This is a genomic window from Pseudomonas sp. TE3-3-F2023, from assembly GCF_036784815.1.
GTDB classification, from domain to species: Bacteria; Pseudomonadota; Gammaproteobacteria; order Pseudomonadales; family Pseudomonadaceae; genus Aquipseudomonas; species Aquipseudomonas pudica.
The window spans coordinates 302,284-316,510 of record NZ_CP145113.1 but is presented as its reverse complement, the minus strand read 5'-3'; the positions used below and the strand labels follow the sequence as shown (position 1 = coordinate 316,510).

13 protein-coding genes are annotated in these 14,227 nt (G+C 63.9%); 8 read left to right on the top strand and 5 right to left on the bottom strand.

Annotated features, from left to right (window positions below; all coding sequences use genetic code 11):
* Positions 1-11: 11 nt before the first annotated feature.
* The 7 genes from V3314_RS01435 (at position 12) to V3314_RS01405 (ending at position 6,182) form a co-directional block, all read left to right on the top strand.
* The gene (locus V3314_RS01435; protein WP_046613409.1) at positions 12-1,175 is read left to right on the top strand and encodes a phosphoglycerate kinase; all 1,164 of its coding nucleotides are present in this window, start codon (positions 12-14) and stop codon (positions 1,173-1,175) included.
* A complete protein-coding gene (locus V3314_RS01430) occupies positions 1,175-1,426 on the top strand; it encodes a hypothetical protein (RefSeq protein ID WP_046613408.1) in 252 nt (83 codons plus the stop codon). The genes V3314_RS01435 and V3314_RS01430 overlap by 1 nt, the downstream gene beginning before the upstream one ends.
* Positions 1,427-1,489: 63 nt before the next feature.
* Complete coding sequence (locus V3314_RS01425) at positions 1,490-1,819, top strand: MliC family protein (RefSeq protein WP_013974499.1); 330 nt, start codon at positions 1,490-1,492, stop codon at positions 1,817-1,819.
* Between the two features lie 100 nt (positions 1,820-1,919).
* Positions 1,920-2,984, top strand: a complete 1,065-nt coding sequence (gene fba / locus V3314_RS01420; protein ID WP_016501943.1) for a class II fructose-bisphosphate aldolase — start codon at positions 1,920-1,922, stop codon at positions 2,982-2,984.
* Between the two features lie 216 nt (positions 2,985-3,200).
* Positions 3,201-5,333, top strand: a complete 2,133-nt coding sequence (locus V3314_RS01415; protein ID WP_046613406.1) for an EAL domain-containing protein — start codon at positions 3,201-3,203, stop codon at positions 5,331-5,333.
* 39 nt (positions 5,334-5,372) lie between these two features.
* Positions 5,373-5,873, top strand: a complete 501-nt coding sequence (locus V3314_RS01410; protein WP_024087829.1) for a M48 family metallopeptidase — start codon at positions 5,373-5,375, stop codon at positions 5,871-5,873.
* Positions 5,874-5,885: 12 nt separating this feature from the next.
* A complete protein-coding gene (locus V3314_RS01405) occupies positions 5,886-6,182 on the top strand; it encodes a winged helix-turn-helix domain-containing protein (protein WP_046613403.1) in 297 nt (98 codons plus the stop codon).
* Positions 6,183-6,205: 23 nt separating this feature from the next.
* Here the strand turns inward: V3314_RS01405 and V3314_RS01400 are convergent, their stop codons facing one another.
* The gene (locus tag V3314_RS01400; protein WP_046613401.1) at positions 6,206-6,658 is read right to left on the bottom strand and encodes a GNAT family N-acetyltransferase; all 453 of its coding nucleotides are present in this window, start codon (positions 6,656-6,658) and stop codon (positions 6,206-6,208) included.
* 155 nt (positions 6,659-6,813) lie between these two features.
* On the opposite strand from V3314_RS01400, the gene V3314_RS01395 reads away from it, so the two are divergent.
* The gene (locus tag V3314_RS01395) at positions 6,814-7,551 is read left to right on the top strand and encodes a transporter substrate-binding domain-containing protein (RefSeq protein ID WP_046613399.1); all 738 of its coding nucleotides are present in this window, start codon (positions 6,814-6,816) and stop codon (positions 7,549-7,551) included.
* A gap of 130 nt (positions 7,552-7,681) precedes the next feature.
* Here V3314_RS01395 and yccS read toward each other — a convergent pair whose 3' ends face one another.
* The 4 genes from yccS to mdtD form a co-directional block, all read right to left on the bottom strand.
* Positions 7,682-9,865, bottom strand: coding sequence for a YccS family putative transporter (gene yccS, locus V3314_RS01390; protein ID WP_046613397.1), 2,184 nt, complete (start codon positions 9,863-9,865; stop codon positions 7,682-7,684).
* Positions 9,866-9,949: 84 nt separating this feature from the next.
* Positions 9,950-11,131 (bottom strand): NAD(P)/FAD-dependent oxidoreductase, encoded by a 1,182-nt coding sequence (locus tag V3314_RS01385; protein ID WP_046613395.1) that lies wholly within the window; start codon positions 11,129-11,131, stop codon positions 9,950-9,952.
* A gap of 146 nt (positions 11,132-11,277) precedes the next feature.
* The gene (gene dbpA, locus V3314_RS01380) at positions 11,278-12,615 is read right to left on the bottom strand and encodes an ATP-dependent RNA helicase DbpA (RefSeq protein WP_230385130.1); all 1,338 of its coding nucleotides are present in this window, start codon (positions 12,613-12,615) and stop codon (positions 11,278-11,280) included.
* A 112-nt stretch (positions 12,616-12,727) separates the two neighbouring features.
* Positions 12,728-14,155: a multidrug transporter subunit MdtD gene (mdtD, locus tag V3314_RS01375; RefSeq protein WP_046613392.1), complete on the bottom strand. Its 1,428-nt coding sequence runs from the start codon at positions 14,153-14,155 to the stop codon at positions 12,728-12,730.
* Positions 14,156-14,227 lie beyond the last annotated feature (72 nt).

Genomic DNA, 14,227 nt, shown 5'->3' with positions numbered 1-14,227 from the left:
GGACTGCATTCATGACCGTGTTGAAGATGACCGACCTCGACCTGCAAGGTAAGCGCGTACTGATCCGCGAAGACCTCAACGTGCCTGTGAAGGACGGTGTGGTAGCTAGCGACGCGCGTATCCTGGCAGCGCTGCCGACCATCAAGCTGGCCCTGGAGAAGGGCGCGGCGGTAATGGTCTGCTCGCACCTGGGCCGCCCGACAGAGGGTGAGTTCTCTGCCGAGAACAGCCTCAAACCGGTCGCCGACTACCTGAGCAAGGCCCTGGGCCGCGATGTTCCGCTGGTCGCCGACTACCTGGATGGTGTCGAGGTCAAGGCTGGTGACCTGGTGCTGTTCGAGAACGTGCGCTTCAACAAGGGCGAAAAGAAAAACGCCGACGAGCTGGCGCAGAAGTACGCAGCCCTGTGCGACGTGTTCGTCATGGACGCTTTCGGTACTGCCCACCGTGCAGAAGGTTCGACCCATGGCGTTGCCAAGTTCGCCAAGGTCGCTGCTGCCGGCCCGCTGCTGGCAGCCGAGCTGGACGCCCTGGGCAAGGCCCTGAAGGCCCCGGCCAAGCCGATGGCAGCCATCGTTGCCGGCTCCAAGGTCTCCACCAAGCTGGACGTGCTGAACAGCCTGAGCTCGGTCTGCGACCAGCTGATCGTTGGTGGCGGTATCGCCAATACCTTCCTGGCCGCAGCCGGCCACCCGGTGGGCAAGTCGCTGTACGAGCCTGACCTGGTCGAAACAGCCAAGGCCATCGCCGCCAAGGTCAGTGTGCCTCTGCCGGTCGACGTGGTGGTTGCCAAGGAGTTCGCCGAGAGCGCCGAAGCCACCGTAAAGGCCATTGCCGACGTTGCCGCTGACGACATGATCCTGGACATCGGCCCGAAAACCGCAGCCCAATTCGCCGAGTTGCTGAAGTCGTCCAAGACCATCCTGTGGAACGGCCCGGTCGGCGTATTCGAGTTCGACCAGTTCGGCAACGGCACCAAAGTGCTGGCCAAGGCCATCGCTGACAGCGCCGCGTTCTCCATCGCCGGTGGCGGTGACACCCTGGCAGCCATCGACAAATATGGCGTTGGCGCCGATATCTCCTACATTTCTACCGGTGGTGGCGCCTTCCTCGAGTTCGTCGAGGGCAAGGTCCTGCCGGCCGTGGCAATCCTGGAAGAGCGGGCCAAGGCCTGATGACGGCGGCGCTTGGCAAAGGGAGCGGCCTGATGGTCAAGCAATTGCCTGTGATGATGCTGGCTGGCCTGCTGAGCGCATGCGCTGGCGGCCCGGCCTCGGATGCCGACACGGCGCAGCCGCCCAAGGGCGGTTGCTACCAGTCCGAGTGGCAGGCCGAGACCGTGCCGGTCATCAGCAAGCGCGTGGGCCCGGAAGGCCTGGAAAAGTACGACGAAGACCACCAGCGCAAGGCACCGGGTTGTCCTTGAGTCCGGCATTTCGTCGGGGCGGGCAACCAAGCGACCGCTGCGTGGTCATCTAGAGGATATGTAATGAAAGCGCTTTTGGCCGTGACGGCCCTGGCGACACTGGCAGGATGCTCGCTGCTGAAGCCGGCGCAACCCGCCCCGGCAGACGACTGGACCCGTTGGGTCTGCGACACCCAGGCGGAGGTGCTGTGGCGCTTCGCCGATGCGCAGCGCGACCAGGTCGATGTGCGCCTTGGTGGCGGCGACCAGGTCTACCGGCTCAAGGCCGAGCCGGGTGCTTCGGGTGCGCTGTACAGCGATGGCATGCTGGCCTTCCACACCAAGGGCGAAGAAGGCCTGGTGTACTGGGTGGCAACCAACGATCTGATTGGGCGGGGCTGCAAGGCACCGTGACTGGCCGGGCCGCGAGGGTGGCCCACACTACTTGAACAGCAACCGCCCCTGCGGCAGGCTTGCACGAAACAAACGACGCTTGTCGGGAGAGAGATACACAATGGCACTCATTAGCATGCGCCAGATGCTGGACCACGCCGCCGAGTTCGGTTACGGCGTACCAGCTTTCAACGTCAACAACCTCGAGCAGATGCGCGCCATCATGGAAGCGGCCGACAAGACCGACTCCCCGGTGATCGTGCAGGCCTCGGCCGGTGCTCGCAAATACGCCGGTGCCCCGTTCCTGCGTCACCTGATCCTGGCGGCCATCGAAGAATTCCCGCATATCCCGGTGTGCATGCACCAGGACCACGGCACCAGCCCTGACGTCTGCCAACGCTCTATCCAGCTGGGCTTCAGCTCGGTGATGATGGACGGCTCGCTGGGTGAAGACGGCAAGACCCCGACCGATTACGAGTACAACGTCCGCGTTACCCAGCAGACCGTTGCCATGGCACACGCCTGCGGCGTTTCGGTAGAAGGCGAGCTGGGCTGCCTGGGTTCGCTGGAAACCGGCATGGCCGGTGAAGAAGACGGCATTGGCGCCGAAGGCGTGCTGGACCACAGCCAGATGCTGACCGACCCGGAAGAGGCTGCCGACTTCGTCAAGAAGACCCAGGTCGACGCCCTGGCGATCGCAATCGGTACCAGCCACGGTGCCTACAAGTTCACCAAGCCACCAACCGGTGACGTGCTGGCCATCGACCGCATCAAGGAAATCCACAAGCGCATCCCGAACACCCACCTAGTGATGCACGGTTCGTCCTCGGTACCGCAAGAGTGGCTGGCAATCATCAACCAGTACGGCGGCGACATCAAGGAAACCTACGGTGTACCGGTCGAGGAAATCGTCGAAGGTATCAAGCATGGCGTGCGCAAGGTCAACATCGATACCGACCTGCGTCTGGCTTCCACCGGTGCCATGCGCCGCCTGATGGCGCAGAACCCGAGCGAGTTCGACCCTCGCAAGTTCTTCGGTGAAACCGTCAAGGCCATGCGTGACGTGTGCATCGCCCGTTACGAAGCCTTCGGCACCGCTGGCAATGCCTCGAAGATCAAGCCGATCTCCCTGGAAGGCATGTACCAGCGCTACCTGAAAGGTGAGCTGGCCGCCAAGGTCAACTAATCTTCTGGCATTAATGAAAAAGCCCGCAGCGATGCGGGTTTTTTCATTTTTGGGTGTTAGAACCTCATGCCTGTGCCGGCAAAGCGACCGTTAGTCGGCTACCGTATAGTTGAGGCACTGATAGCGTTCTGATTGCATTGCGTGTTATCCGCTCAGGTCTAGAGTACTAGTGGATCCAACCGTATCTTGAAGTCGGTCACATAATAGAGAAGCAGCATGGATGGCGCTCACCCTCACCCCCAACCTCAGCCACTGGATGGCTGCTCGGTTCTTCTGGTGGTAGACGATTACCCCGAAAACCTCATCAGCATGCGGGCATTGCTGGCCCGCCAGGATTGGCAGGTGCTGACGGCAAGCTCGGGGATGGAAGCCCTGAGCGCGTTGCTCGAGCATGATGTCGACCTGGTCCTGCTGGATGTACAGATGCCGGAGATGGACGGCTTCGAAGTCGCCCGGCTGATGCGCGGCAGCCAGCGTACCAGGCTGACCCCGATCATCTTCCTCACCGCCAATGAACAGTCCGAAGCGGCCGTGCTCAAGGGCTACGCCAGCGGCGCCGTGGACTACATGTTCAAACCTTTCGACCCGCAGATTCTCAAGCCCAAGGTCCAGGCTCTGCTTGACCAGCAGCGCAACCGACGCATGCTGCAGCGCCTGACCCGTGAGCTGGAAGCGGCCAGGGCGTTCAACGCGTCGATCCTGGAGAACGCTGCCGAGGGGATTCTGGTAGTGGATGCCCAGGGCATCATCAGCTTTGCCAACCCGGCCATTTCCCGTTTGTTGTCAGCTCCGGTGCAGCAGTTGCAGGGCGCACAACTGCTCGACCTGGTGCAACTGGCCAGTGCCAGCCTGTGGAGCGAATCGGAGTTCTACCAGGCCTACCTGGGGCGGCGCATCTTCCGCGTGCACGATGCCCAGTTGCGCACCCTTGGCGGCGAGCTGGTGCCGGTCGCGTTGTCTTGTGCACCGCTGCCGACAGAACAGCAAGCCATGGTGGTTACCGTGCTGGACATGTCGGTGGTGCGCAACCTGCACCAGCAGCTGGAATACCAGGCCGTCACCGACCCGCTTACCGGCTTGCTCAACCGCCGCGGGTTCTATCAGGCCGCCGAAGGTGCACTGCTGCGCAACGAGCGCTCGGACAAGGCGCAGGCACTGATGTACATGGACCTGGATGGCTTCAAGCGCATCAACGACTCGCTCGGCCACGACGCTGGCGACCGGGTGCTGCACTGGGTGGCCGAACAGCTCAAGGATTGCCTGGGCAGTGAAGCGTTGTTGGCGCGCATGGGCGGCGACGAGTTCACCGCGCTGTTCGACAGCCTGCCTTACCCGGAGCAGGCCGGGCGCTATGCCGAGCGGTTGCTGGAGCGCATTTCCATCAGCCACCAGGTGGAAGGGCTGGATGTGAGCCTTGGTGTGAGCATCGGCATCGCCACCTATCCGGATTGCGGCGCCAATGTCGAAGGCCTCTTGCGTGCGGCCGATGCGGCTATGTACGCGGCCAAGCAAGCCGGGCGCCAGCAGTATCGCTTCTACGATCAGGAGCTCAATGGTCGGGCGCGTTCGCGGCTGATGCTCGAGGACAGTGTACGCGCGGCCGTGGAGCAACAAGACTTCACTCTGGTTTACCAGCCGCAGGTTGGCTTCAACGATGGCCGCCTGCGTGGCTTCGAGGCCTTGCTGCGTTGGCAGCATCCCAGTGTCGGCGACGTTCCGCCGGGGCTGTTCATCCCGTTGCTGGAAGAGGCGCGCCTGATCAACCGCCTGGCCAGCTGGATCTACCGCCAGGGCGCGGCTCAGCGCCAGGCCTGGTGCCAGCGTTTCCCGGCGGACCTGGTGCTGGGTATCAGCCTGAGCCGCGCGCAGTTCGCCATGCCCAGCCTGGTCGACGAACTGCACCGGGTCATCCAGCTTTACCAGCTGGACCCGGCGCAGCTGGAAGTAGAGGTGGCGGAAACCTCGCTGATGTACAACATCGATGCGGCGGTGAAGCAGATACATCGTTTGCGCGAGCTGGGGGTGCGGGTGGCGCTGGATGACTTTGGTGCCGGCGACTGTTCGTTGCGCATGTTGCGCGACCTGCCGATCGATACCCTCAAGCTCGACCGCCACCTGGTGGCGCGCCTGCCCGACTCGGCGGAGGATGCCGCGCTGGTGCGCAGCGTCATCGGCCTGTGCGCCGACTACAGCATCACGGTAATCGCCGAGGGGGTGGAAACCCCGGCCCAGGCGGCCTGGCTCAAGGCCAATGGCTGTGAGTACGTGCAGGGGTTCCTGGTGGCATACCCGATGACCGCCACGGATGCCAGCAGCTTCCCGGCAATTTTCTCCTGGCCGGGGCCATGATTGGCTAGAATCGGCTTTCGTTACACCGAATGCAGCCCCATGACCGTATTACGATACTTGCAAGCCTACCCACCGCACCTGCAGCAGCAGGTGCGGCAGATGATCGACAGCGACCGTCTCGGCGAGTACCTGCAGCGACGTTACCCCGACCGCCATGACGTGCAGAGCGACAAGGCGTTGTACGGCTATGCCCAGGATTTGCGCCAGCAATACCTGCGCAGCGCGCCGAACCTGGACAAGGTTCTGTTCGACAATCGTCTCGACCTGACCCATCGGGCCCTGGGCCTGAATACGGCGATATCGAGGGTGCAGGGCGGCAAGCTCAAGGCGAAGAAGGAAATCCGCATTGCCTCGCTGTTCAAGGAGGCCGCGCCGCAATTCTTGCGCATGATCGTGGTGCATGAACTGGCACACCTGCGCGAGCGCGACCACAACAAGGCGTTCTACCAGCTCTGCCAGCACATGGAGCCGGACTATCATCAACTGGAATTCGACCTGCGCGTCTACCTGACCTATCGGGAGCTGCCGGGCAACTGTTAAGGACCACGCAGCATGGAAGTGAGCAAGACCAAGAGCAGCTTCTACCGCCGCCTGTACGTGGCCTGGCTGATCGACAGCCAGACCGCGACCAGCGTGCCGGCCCTGATGGAGGCCACCGGCATGCCCCGGCGCACCGCCCAGGACACCATTGCGGCGCTGGCCGACCTGGATATCGTCTGCGAGTTCGAACAGCAGGAAGGCGCGCGCAACCACGCCGGGCATTACCGAATTCATGACTGGGGGGCGATCGACAAGCAGTGGATCATCCAGCACCTGCGGCAGCTTCGCGAAGTGCTGGGGTATCCCTGAGGGGGCGAAGCCCCCCGGCGATTTCAACCCTTGCGCATCCCGATATGCGGAATGTCGTCCTCAAGATATTCTTCGCCCACTACCTCGAACCCATGCCGGGCATAGAACGCCTGCAAATGCGCCTGCGCCGACAGATAGACCGGCACCCCCGGCCAGCAATGCTCCGCTGCCTCCAACCCCTTGAGCAGCAAGGTATGCCCCAGCTTCAGCTCACGTGCCGCAGGTGCAGTCACCACCCGCCCGATCACCACGTCCCCGCCCTGGGATTGCGGGTCTAGCAGGCGCAGGTAGGCCACCAGCTTGTCATCCTGCCAGCCCATCAGGTGCAGGGTATCGCCGGTCAGGTCCTGGCCATCGACTTCCTGATAGGCGCAGCGTTGCTCGACCACGAACACTTCAGTGCGTAATTGCAGAATGGCGTAGAGCTGGTCCTTACTAAGATCGGTGTGGTGCTTGCAGAGCCAGTCGATGGACATTGGCGCGAACTCCTTGGGTGGGCCGTCGATCATCGCATGATGTATGTGTCACGGCCAAAATAGAGGCTAAATGACACTATTGGCCGCTGCCCTCGGCAACGGCTTTGTGTAATCTCATCGCCAGTGTGTGCCCTCCACTGCAAAAGGACGTGAGCATGCGGCCACTGTTTTGTGTTCTGGGATTGCTGGCGATAATGCTTGCAACACCCGCCCTGGGTCGCGAAAAGCTGCGCCTGGTGGCCGACAGCTGGCCGCCGTTCACCGATGCCAACATGCCGGGCGGTGGCCTGGCGACCAGCCTCGTCACCACGGCACTGGCCCGCGCCGGCTACCCCAGCGGGGTCGAAGAGGCACCGTGGGCGCGGGCTCTGCTGGGGGTGAGCGAGGGGCGTTACGACGTGTTGATCAACGCCTGGTACAACGACTCGCGCGCCAGCATCGGGCAGTTTTCCAAAGCCTACCTGGTCAACCGTATTCGCCTGCTGCAGCGCAAGGGCGAGGCGTTTCGCTACAAGCGCCAGTCAGACTTGTACCCGTACAGTATCGCTGTGGTGCGTGATTACGCCTATTCCCCCGAGTTCGACCGCGACACCCGCCTGCACAAGGTGGCGGTGCGCAACTTTCCTTCTGCGGTACGCATGCTGGCGGCGGGGCGGGTGGACCTGGCGGTGGAAGACGAGTACGTGGCCCGTTACAACTTGCAGCGCGAACTGCCGGAGGTACGCGATGGGGTGATGCTGGTGGAGCCACCGTTGGGGGAGAATACCCTGCATATCCTGGTCAGCCTGAAAAACCCGGAGCACGAGCGGATCGTCGAGCGCTTCGAGCAGGCGATTGCGGCGATGAAGGCGGATGGCAGCTATGCGCGGCTCATGCGCCAGCATGGTTTCTGATCTATATCGCCTGTGCCGGTCTCTTCGCGGGTAAACCCGCTCCCACAGGAGCCCCACCAGTTTCAAGACCTGTGTAATACCTGTGGGAGCGGGTTTACCCGCGAAGTGGCCCGCACAGGCGATATACAACTCAGGCCGGTGCACCTTCCTTGATCAAATGCGCGGCCAGGGTCCGCAGCGGCCCCAACTGCCGGCAGATCAACGCCAACTGCGTCTGCACCAGCCGTTGGTGCTCGTCCAGCTCTTCCGGCATCTGCTCCAGGGCATTGGCCAGCGCTTCTTCGGCATCACTGTGAATCGCCACCGGCAGCCGCGCGGCCAGGCCGTTGGCAATCTCGTCCAGGCTGCTGGCCAGGCTTTGCCCGGCACCTTCGATCAACTGCTCCTGCACCTCCGCCGGCAAGGCCGTGTCGCGGTGCGCGCCCAGCCCCGAGAGGTAGCTGAGCAAGGTATGCGACAGCACCAGGAAGCGGAAGCCGACGTCGGCCTCCTTCCGGAAATGCCCCGGTTCCATCAACATGTTGGCCAGGGTGGTGGACAGCGCCGCGTCGGCGTTGTGGGCGTTGCGCCGGGCCAGGCGGTAGGCCAGGTCATCGCGCTTGCCGTGGGCATATTGCTGCATGATCTGCCGCAGGTACACGCTGGCGCAGGCCAGCGTATTGGCCAGCGCCTTGTTCAGCCGCCGCCCCTGCCAGTCGGGGAGGAACAGGAACACCGCGAGAATGGCGATCAGGCTGCCGACCAGGGTATCGAACAGGCGCGGCAGGAACAGGCCATAGCCATCGCCGATCTGGTTGAAGCAGAACAGCACCATCAGGGTGATCGCGGCCGTGGCCAAGGTGTAACGGGTGGTGCGGTTGACGAAGAACACTACCCCGGCGACTACTGCGAACAACGACTGGATGATCGGGTTGGGGAACAGGTCGAACAATGCCCAGCCCACTGTCAGGCCGACGGCGGTGCCGGCTATCCGCTGCACCAGCTTGCGCCGGGTCGCGCCGTAGTTGGGCTGGCACACGAACAGCGTGGTGAGGATGATCCAGTAGCCCTGGGTGGGGTGGATCAGGTGCACCATGCCATAGCCGATCGACAACGCCAGGGGTAGGCGCAGGGCATGGCGGAACAGCAGCGAGGTCGGAGTCAGTTGGGTGCGCAGGCGGGTCCACACGTCCTTCAGTGAGCGTGGCGAGCGGTCGAGGAGGCTGCTGTCGCTGGTGTCGGCCAGGCTGTCCGGGTTGCTGGCGGCGCTGAGCAGGCGGTCGAGCGTCGCCAGGTTGGCCGCCAGCGCGCGCAGCGAGCGCAACAGGCCACGCCAGGCCGGGTTGTTCTGCGTGCGCAGGTGTTCCAGCGAGGCGTTGAGGTCTTCGAGGGCTTCGGGATAACCGCTGGCCAGCACGAATGGCTGGCGCAGGCGGATCGAGCGGGCCAGTTCCTGGCAGGACGAGCCTTGCTTGCGCAGCAGGCGTTGGCAACGGAACATCACGTCGCTGTGGAAAAAGGCCTCGGTCAGGGCGTTGTAGGGATAGTGCGAAGCACTGACCCGTTCATGGATGTCCTGGGCCAGGAAGTACAGCTTGAGGTAGCGGCTGACCTTGGAGTTCGGCTGGCTGTTGCCCACCCGGTGCAGGATGATTTCCTTGGCCGCGTTGAGCGCCGCCACTACCTTGCCGTTCTGCTGGGCCAGCTCCAGGCGCCTGGCTTCGACGTCGAGGGTGCGGATGGGTTCGAACAGGCTGGCCTTGAGCTTGAGGTAGCTGCCCAGCTCGAAGAACAGCTTGGCCAGGCTCTGCTGCACCGGCTGGTTGGAAAACAGCGCCTGCCACAGCACCGACAGCAGCCCGTACCAGGCTGCACCCGCCACCAGCAGCAGTGGTTCGTGCCAGAAGTCGGTGACCTGGCCGCCGCGCTGGTCCACGCCGATCATGGTGTACACCGCAGTGATCAGGGTCGCTGAAGCGATGGCGCCATAGCGTTCGCCCAAGGCACCGAGCATGGTAAGGCCGAAGGCCGCCAAGGCCAGGGCAATGGCGAATACCCACGGGTAGGGGAACAGCAGTTCGACCGCCAGTGCGGCGATGGCAAAACACACCAGGGTGACGGCCAGCGCGCTGAGGCGGCCCTGCCAGCTGTCATCGGTTTCGGCCAGGGCACTGGCGATGATGCCGAGGAACAGCGGAATCAGCAGGGCCATTTCGTTCTGGTACCAGCACAGGGCCAGGCTGCCGGTGAGGGCGATGGTGACCCGGATGCTGTAGCTGAACTTGTCTTGACCCCACAGGCGACGCAGTGACTGACGGAACGAGCTCGATGACATGATGGCCTGCTAGGCAGTGAGCAAATGGAATGCATTGCAGCACGGCCAGCAAGAAGCGTTCCGTGCTGCTGAATGGATTCTACTCTACACGAACTGCGCCGCGGCGTTGGCGGAGGCCCAGGCCCACTGGAAGTTGAAACCGCCCAGGTGGCCAGTCACATCCAACACCTCACCAATGAAATACAGCCCGGGGCTCTTCAGCGATTCCATGGTCTTGGACGACACCTCGCGGGTATCCACGCCGCCCAGGGTCACTTCGGCTGTGCGATAACCCTCGGTGCCGGCCGGCACCACCTGCCAGCTCGCCAGCTTCTCGGCGATCTGTGCCAGTTCTGCCGGGGTGTACTGCTTCATGGGCCGGGACTCGAACCACTGCTCGGCCAGCAGGTTGGCCAGCTTGCGGGTAAACACCTCGCCCAGCACGGTCTTCAGCTCGGCGTTGGCGCGTTCGGCTTGCATCTGTTGCAGCCAGGTCAGTGCATCACGGTCGGGCAGCAGGTTGATCTCGACCGTGTCACCGGCTTCCCAGAACGACGATATCTGCAAAATCGCCGGGCCGCTGAGGCCGCGATGGGTAAACAGCAGGTTCTCGCGGAAGCTGGTGCCGTTGCAGCTGGCGGTGCAATCCAGCGAAGTGCCCGAAAGCTCGGTGCACAGTGCCTTAAGCTGGGGCTCGGTGATGGTTAACGGCACCAGCCCTGCGCGGGTCGGCAGCAGCGTGTGGCCGAACTGGCGGGCCACCTGGTAGCCGAAGCCGGTGGCACCAAGGGTCGGGATCGAAAGGCCGCCGGTGGCGATCACCAGCGACTGGCAGGCGAACTGGCCGCCGCTGGTCTGCAGCAGGTAGCCGCTTTCGGTCTTCTCGATCTGCTCGATGCTGGTGTGCATGCGGATCTCGGCGCCGACCTCGTCGCATTCGGCCAGCAGCATGTCGAGGATGTCGTTGGCCTTGTTGTCGCAGAACAGCTGGCCGAGCTTCTTCTCGTGGTAGGCCACGCCGTGCTTGCACACCAGCTCGATGAAGTCCCATTGGGTGTAGCGGGCCAGGGCCGATTTGCAGAAGTGTGCATTCTGCGAGAGGAAGTTGCCTGGCTCGGTATACATGTTGGTGAAGTTGCAGCGACCGCCGCCGGACATGAGGATTTTCTTGCCCGGTTTGTTGGCGTGGTCGAGCACCAGTACCCGGCGGCCACGGCGGGCGCTGAGCTGTGCGCACATCAGGCCGGCGGCGCCGGCGCCGAGGATGATCACGTCGGTAGAGTGCACGGTGTTACCTCATTGTTAGCTTGAACCGCTGAGCGGCCCATCGCCGGCAAGCCAGCTCCCACAGGTACAACACAAGCCTGGGGCCTGTGGTAAGCCTGTGGGAGCTGGCTTGCCGGCGATGGGCTGCAGAGCAGCCCCAAAAATCATCAGACGATGCGGACTTTCAGGGAGCGCCCCTTGATCTTGCCGCTGTTCAAGCGCTGCATGGCCTGCTTGGCCAGCGGTCGCTCCACGGCGACGAACGCCTGGAAATCGAAGATCGCAATCTTGCCCACCTGCTTGCCGGGGATGCCTGCATCACCGGTCAGCGCCCCGAGGATGTCACCCGGGCGCAGCTTGTCCTTGCGCCCGGCGGCGATGCACAAGGTGCTCATCAGCGGCAGCAGCGGCTCGCCGCCTTTGTGCTTCAGGCTGTCCAGCTGGTCCCAGCGCAGCGGGCTCTTCTGCAGGTCTTCGATGGCCTGGGCGCGGTGGCCTTCGGCCGGTGCCACCAGGCTGACCGCGATGCCTTTTTCGCCGGCACGACCGGTGCGGCCCACACGGTGCACATGGATTTCCGCGTCACGCGCCAGTTCGACGTTGATGACCATGTCCAGGCCATCGATGTCCAGGCCGCGTGCGGCCACGTCGGTAGCCACCAGCACCGAGGTGCTGCGGTTGGCGAACATGGTCAGCACCTGGTCGCGGTCGCGCTGCTCCAGGTCGCCATGGAGGGCCTGGGCAACGATGCCCTTGGCGGCCAGGTGGGCGACCACATCCTCGCACTGCTGCTTGGTGAAGCAGAATGCCACGCAGGACTGCGGGCGGTAGTGGCCGAGCACGCGGGTGACGGCCTCGAGGCGTTGTTGCGGGTCGATCTCGATGAAGCGCTGCTCGATCTGGTTGTCGGCGTGAAGGCTCTCGACCTTGACCTGCTGCGGGTTGCGCATGAAATCAGCGGCCAGTTGCTTGATGCCCGCCGGGTAGGTGGCCGAGAACAGCAGGGTCTGGCGGCGCGACGGGGTCTTGCCGATGATGCTGGCGATGGCATCGAAGAAGCCCATGTCGAGCATGCGGTCGGCTTCGTCCAGCACCAGTGTGTTCAGCCCGTCGAGCACCAGGGTGCCCTTGTCCAGGTGCTGCTGGATGCGCCCTGGGGTACCGACGATGATGTGCGCGCCGTGCTCCAGCGAAGCGATCTGCGGGCCCAGCGAAACGCCGCCGCACAGGGTCAGGATCTTGATGTTGTCCTCGGCGCGGGCCAGGCGGCGCAGCTCCTTGGCCACCTGGTCGGCGAGTTCGCGGGTGGGGCACAACACCAGCGCCTGGCAGCCGAAGTAGCGCGGGTTGATCGGGTTGAGCAGGCCGATGCCGAAGGCGGCGGTCTTGCCGCTGCCGGTCTTGGCCTGGGCGATCAGGTCCTGGCCCTTGAGAATGACCGGCAGGCTCTGGGCCTGGATTGGTGTCATCGAGGCATAGCCGAGGGCGTCCAGGTTGGCCAGCATGGCAGTGGACAGCGGCAAGGTGGCAAAGGCGGTGGGTTCGGTGGTCACGAGGCGGGCCTGCGGTGCGAAGCGAAAAATGCCGCACAGTCTACCAGCCTCGTGGCCATTCGCCCTACGACTCCATGTGTTGTTCCGGACGACGGGCACGCCTTCCGTCCGTCGGCGACAGCTGCAGGAAGATCGCTGCCGCCAGCATGGCCATCACGCCGATGGTGACGAATGTCAGCTGGAACGCGCCCAAGGTGGTTTCCACACCCTCGGCGCTGCCCGCCGCGGTGAAGCCGCCGAGCAAGGCACCCGCACACGCCACGCCGAGGCTCAGGGCCAACTGCGCGACCACCGACAGCAGGCTGTTGCCACTGCTGGCACTGGCGTCGTCGAGGTCGATGAGCGTAACGGTGTTCATCGCGGTGAATTGCATGGAGTTCACTGCACCCAGAAGACCGAGTTGCACCAGCAACAGCCAATAGGGTGTCTGTTCGTCCACCAGCCCCAGGCTGGCCAGCAGCAGGCCCAGCAGCAGGGTGTTGCCGGTGAGGATGATGCGGTAGCCGAAACGTTCGATCAGTGGCCGGGCAATGGATTTGGCCAGCATCGCCGCCGCCGCCAGCGGGATCATGCTCATGCCGGCCTGGGCCGGCGAGTAGCCCAGCGCCACCTGCAGCAGCAACGGCACCAGGAACGGCAGGGCGCCGCTGCCCAGACGGGCGAACAGGTTGCCGAGGATGCCGATGGCGAAGGTGCGCACGCGGAACAGGCTGGGCGAGAACAGCGGCTCCGGGTCGCGCCCGGCGCGCAGCCAGTAGGCCGCCAGGCAGGCCATGCCGGCGAACAGCAGCAACATCACCCGCAGGTGCGGCAGGTGCAGTTCGCCCAGGCCTTCCATGGCGATGGTGATCAATACCATCGCTGCGCCAAACAGCAGGAACCCGGGGCCGTCGAACGTGGTGCGCTCGGCGCCGCGCAGGTCGGGGATGAACTTCCACACGGCGTAGCAGCCGATCAGGCCGACCGGCAGGTTGAGCAGGAAGATCCAGTGCCAGCTCAGTATTTCCACCAACCAGCCGCCAACCGTAGGGCCCAGTAGCGGCCCGAGCAGGCCGGGGATGGTGATGAAGCTCATTATGCGCACCAGCTCGGTGCGCGGGTAGGCACGCAGGACCACCAGCCGCCCGACCGGCAGCATCAGCGCACCGCCCAGCCCTTGCACGACACGGGCAAAGATCAGGAAACCGAGGCTGTTGGCGGCGGCGCACAGCAGCGAGCCGAAGCTGAACAGCAGAATGGCGCTGAAGAAGATGCGCTTGGTGCCGAAGCGGTCGGCGATCCAGCCTGAGGCGGGGATCAGCAGGGCCACGGTGAGCATGTAGGCGATAATCACGCCCTGCATGCGCAGCGGGTCTTCGGCCAGTGAGCGGGCCATGGCCGGTAGCGCGGTGTTGAGGATGGTGCCGTCCAGGGACTGCATGAAGAAGGCGATGGCCACCACCCAAGGGATCCAGCGGGCGGTGACAGGGTCCAGCGGGGTGCGTTCGGGCATGACTTCCTCGTTTGTCAGTGCCGGGCTCTTCGCGGGTGAACCCGCTCCCACAGGGATATCACCACATTCAAG

What these genes read in the sequence shown, in the direction of transcription:
- V3314_RS01435 (WP_046613409.1), top strand. Translation starts at nt 12, where the DNA reads ATGACCGTGTTGAAGATGACCGACCTCGACCTGCAAGGTAAGCGCGTA.
- V3314_RS01430 (WP_046613408.1), top strand. Translation starts at nt 1,175, where the DNA reads ATGACGGCGGCGCTTGGCAAAGGGAGCGGCCTGATGGTCAAGCAATTG.
- V3314_RS01425 (WP_013974499.1), top strand. Translation starts at nt 1,490, where the DNA reads ATGAAAGCGCTTTTGGCCGTGACGGCCCTGGCGACACTGGCAGGATGC.
- fba (WP_016501943.1), top strand. Translation starts at nt 1,920, where the DNA reads ATGGCACTCATTAGCATGCGCCAGATGCTGGACCACGCCGCCGAGTTC.
- V3314_RS01415 (WP_046613406.1), top strand. Translation starts at nt 3,201, where the DNA reads ATGGATGGCGCTCACCCTCACCCCCAACCTCAGCCACTGGATGGCTGC.
- V3314_RS01410 (WP_024087829.1), top strand. Translation starts at nt 5,373, where the DNA reads ATGACCGTATTACGATACTTGCAAGCCTACCCACCGCACCTGCAGCAG.
- V3314_RS01405 (WP_046613403.1), top strand. Translation starts at nt 5,886, where the DNA reads ATGGAAGTGAGCAAGACCAAGAGCAGCTTCTACCGCCGCCTGTACGTG.
- V3314_RS01400 (WP_046613401.1), bottom strand. Translation starts at nt 6,658, where the DNA reads ATGTCCATCGACTGGCTCTGCAAGCACCACACCGATCTTAGTAAGGAC.
- V3314_RS01395 (WP_046613399.1), top strand. Translation starts at nt 6,814, where the DNA reads ATGCGGCCACTGTTTTGTGTTCTGGGATTGCTGGCGATAATGCTTGCA.
- yccS (WP_046613397.1), bottom strand. Translation starts at nt 9,865, where the DNA reads ATGTCATCGAGCTCGTTCCGTCAGTCACTGCGTCGCCTGTGGGGTCAA.
- dbpA (WP_230385130.1), bottom strand. Translation starts at nt 12,615, where the DNA reads ATGCTGGCCAACCTGGACGCCCTCGGCTATGCCTCGATGACACCAATC.
- mdtD (WP_046613392.1), bottom strand. Translation starts at nt 14,155, where the DNA reads ATGCCCGAACGCACCCCGCTGGACCCTGTCACCGCCCGCTGGATCCCT.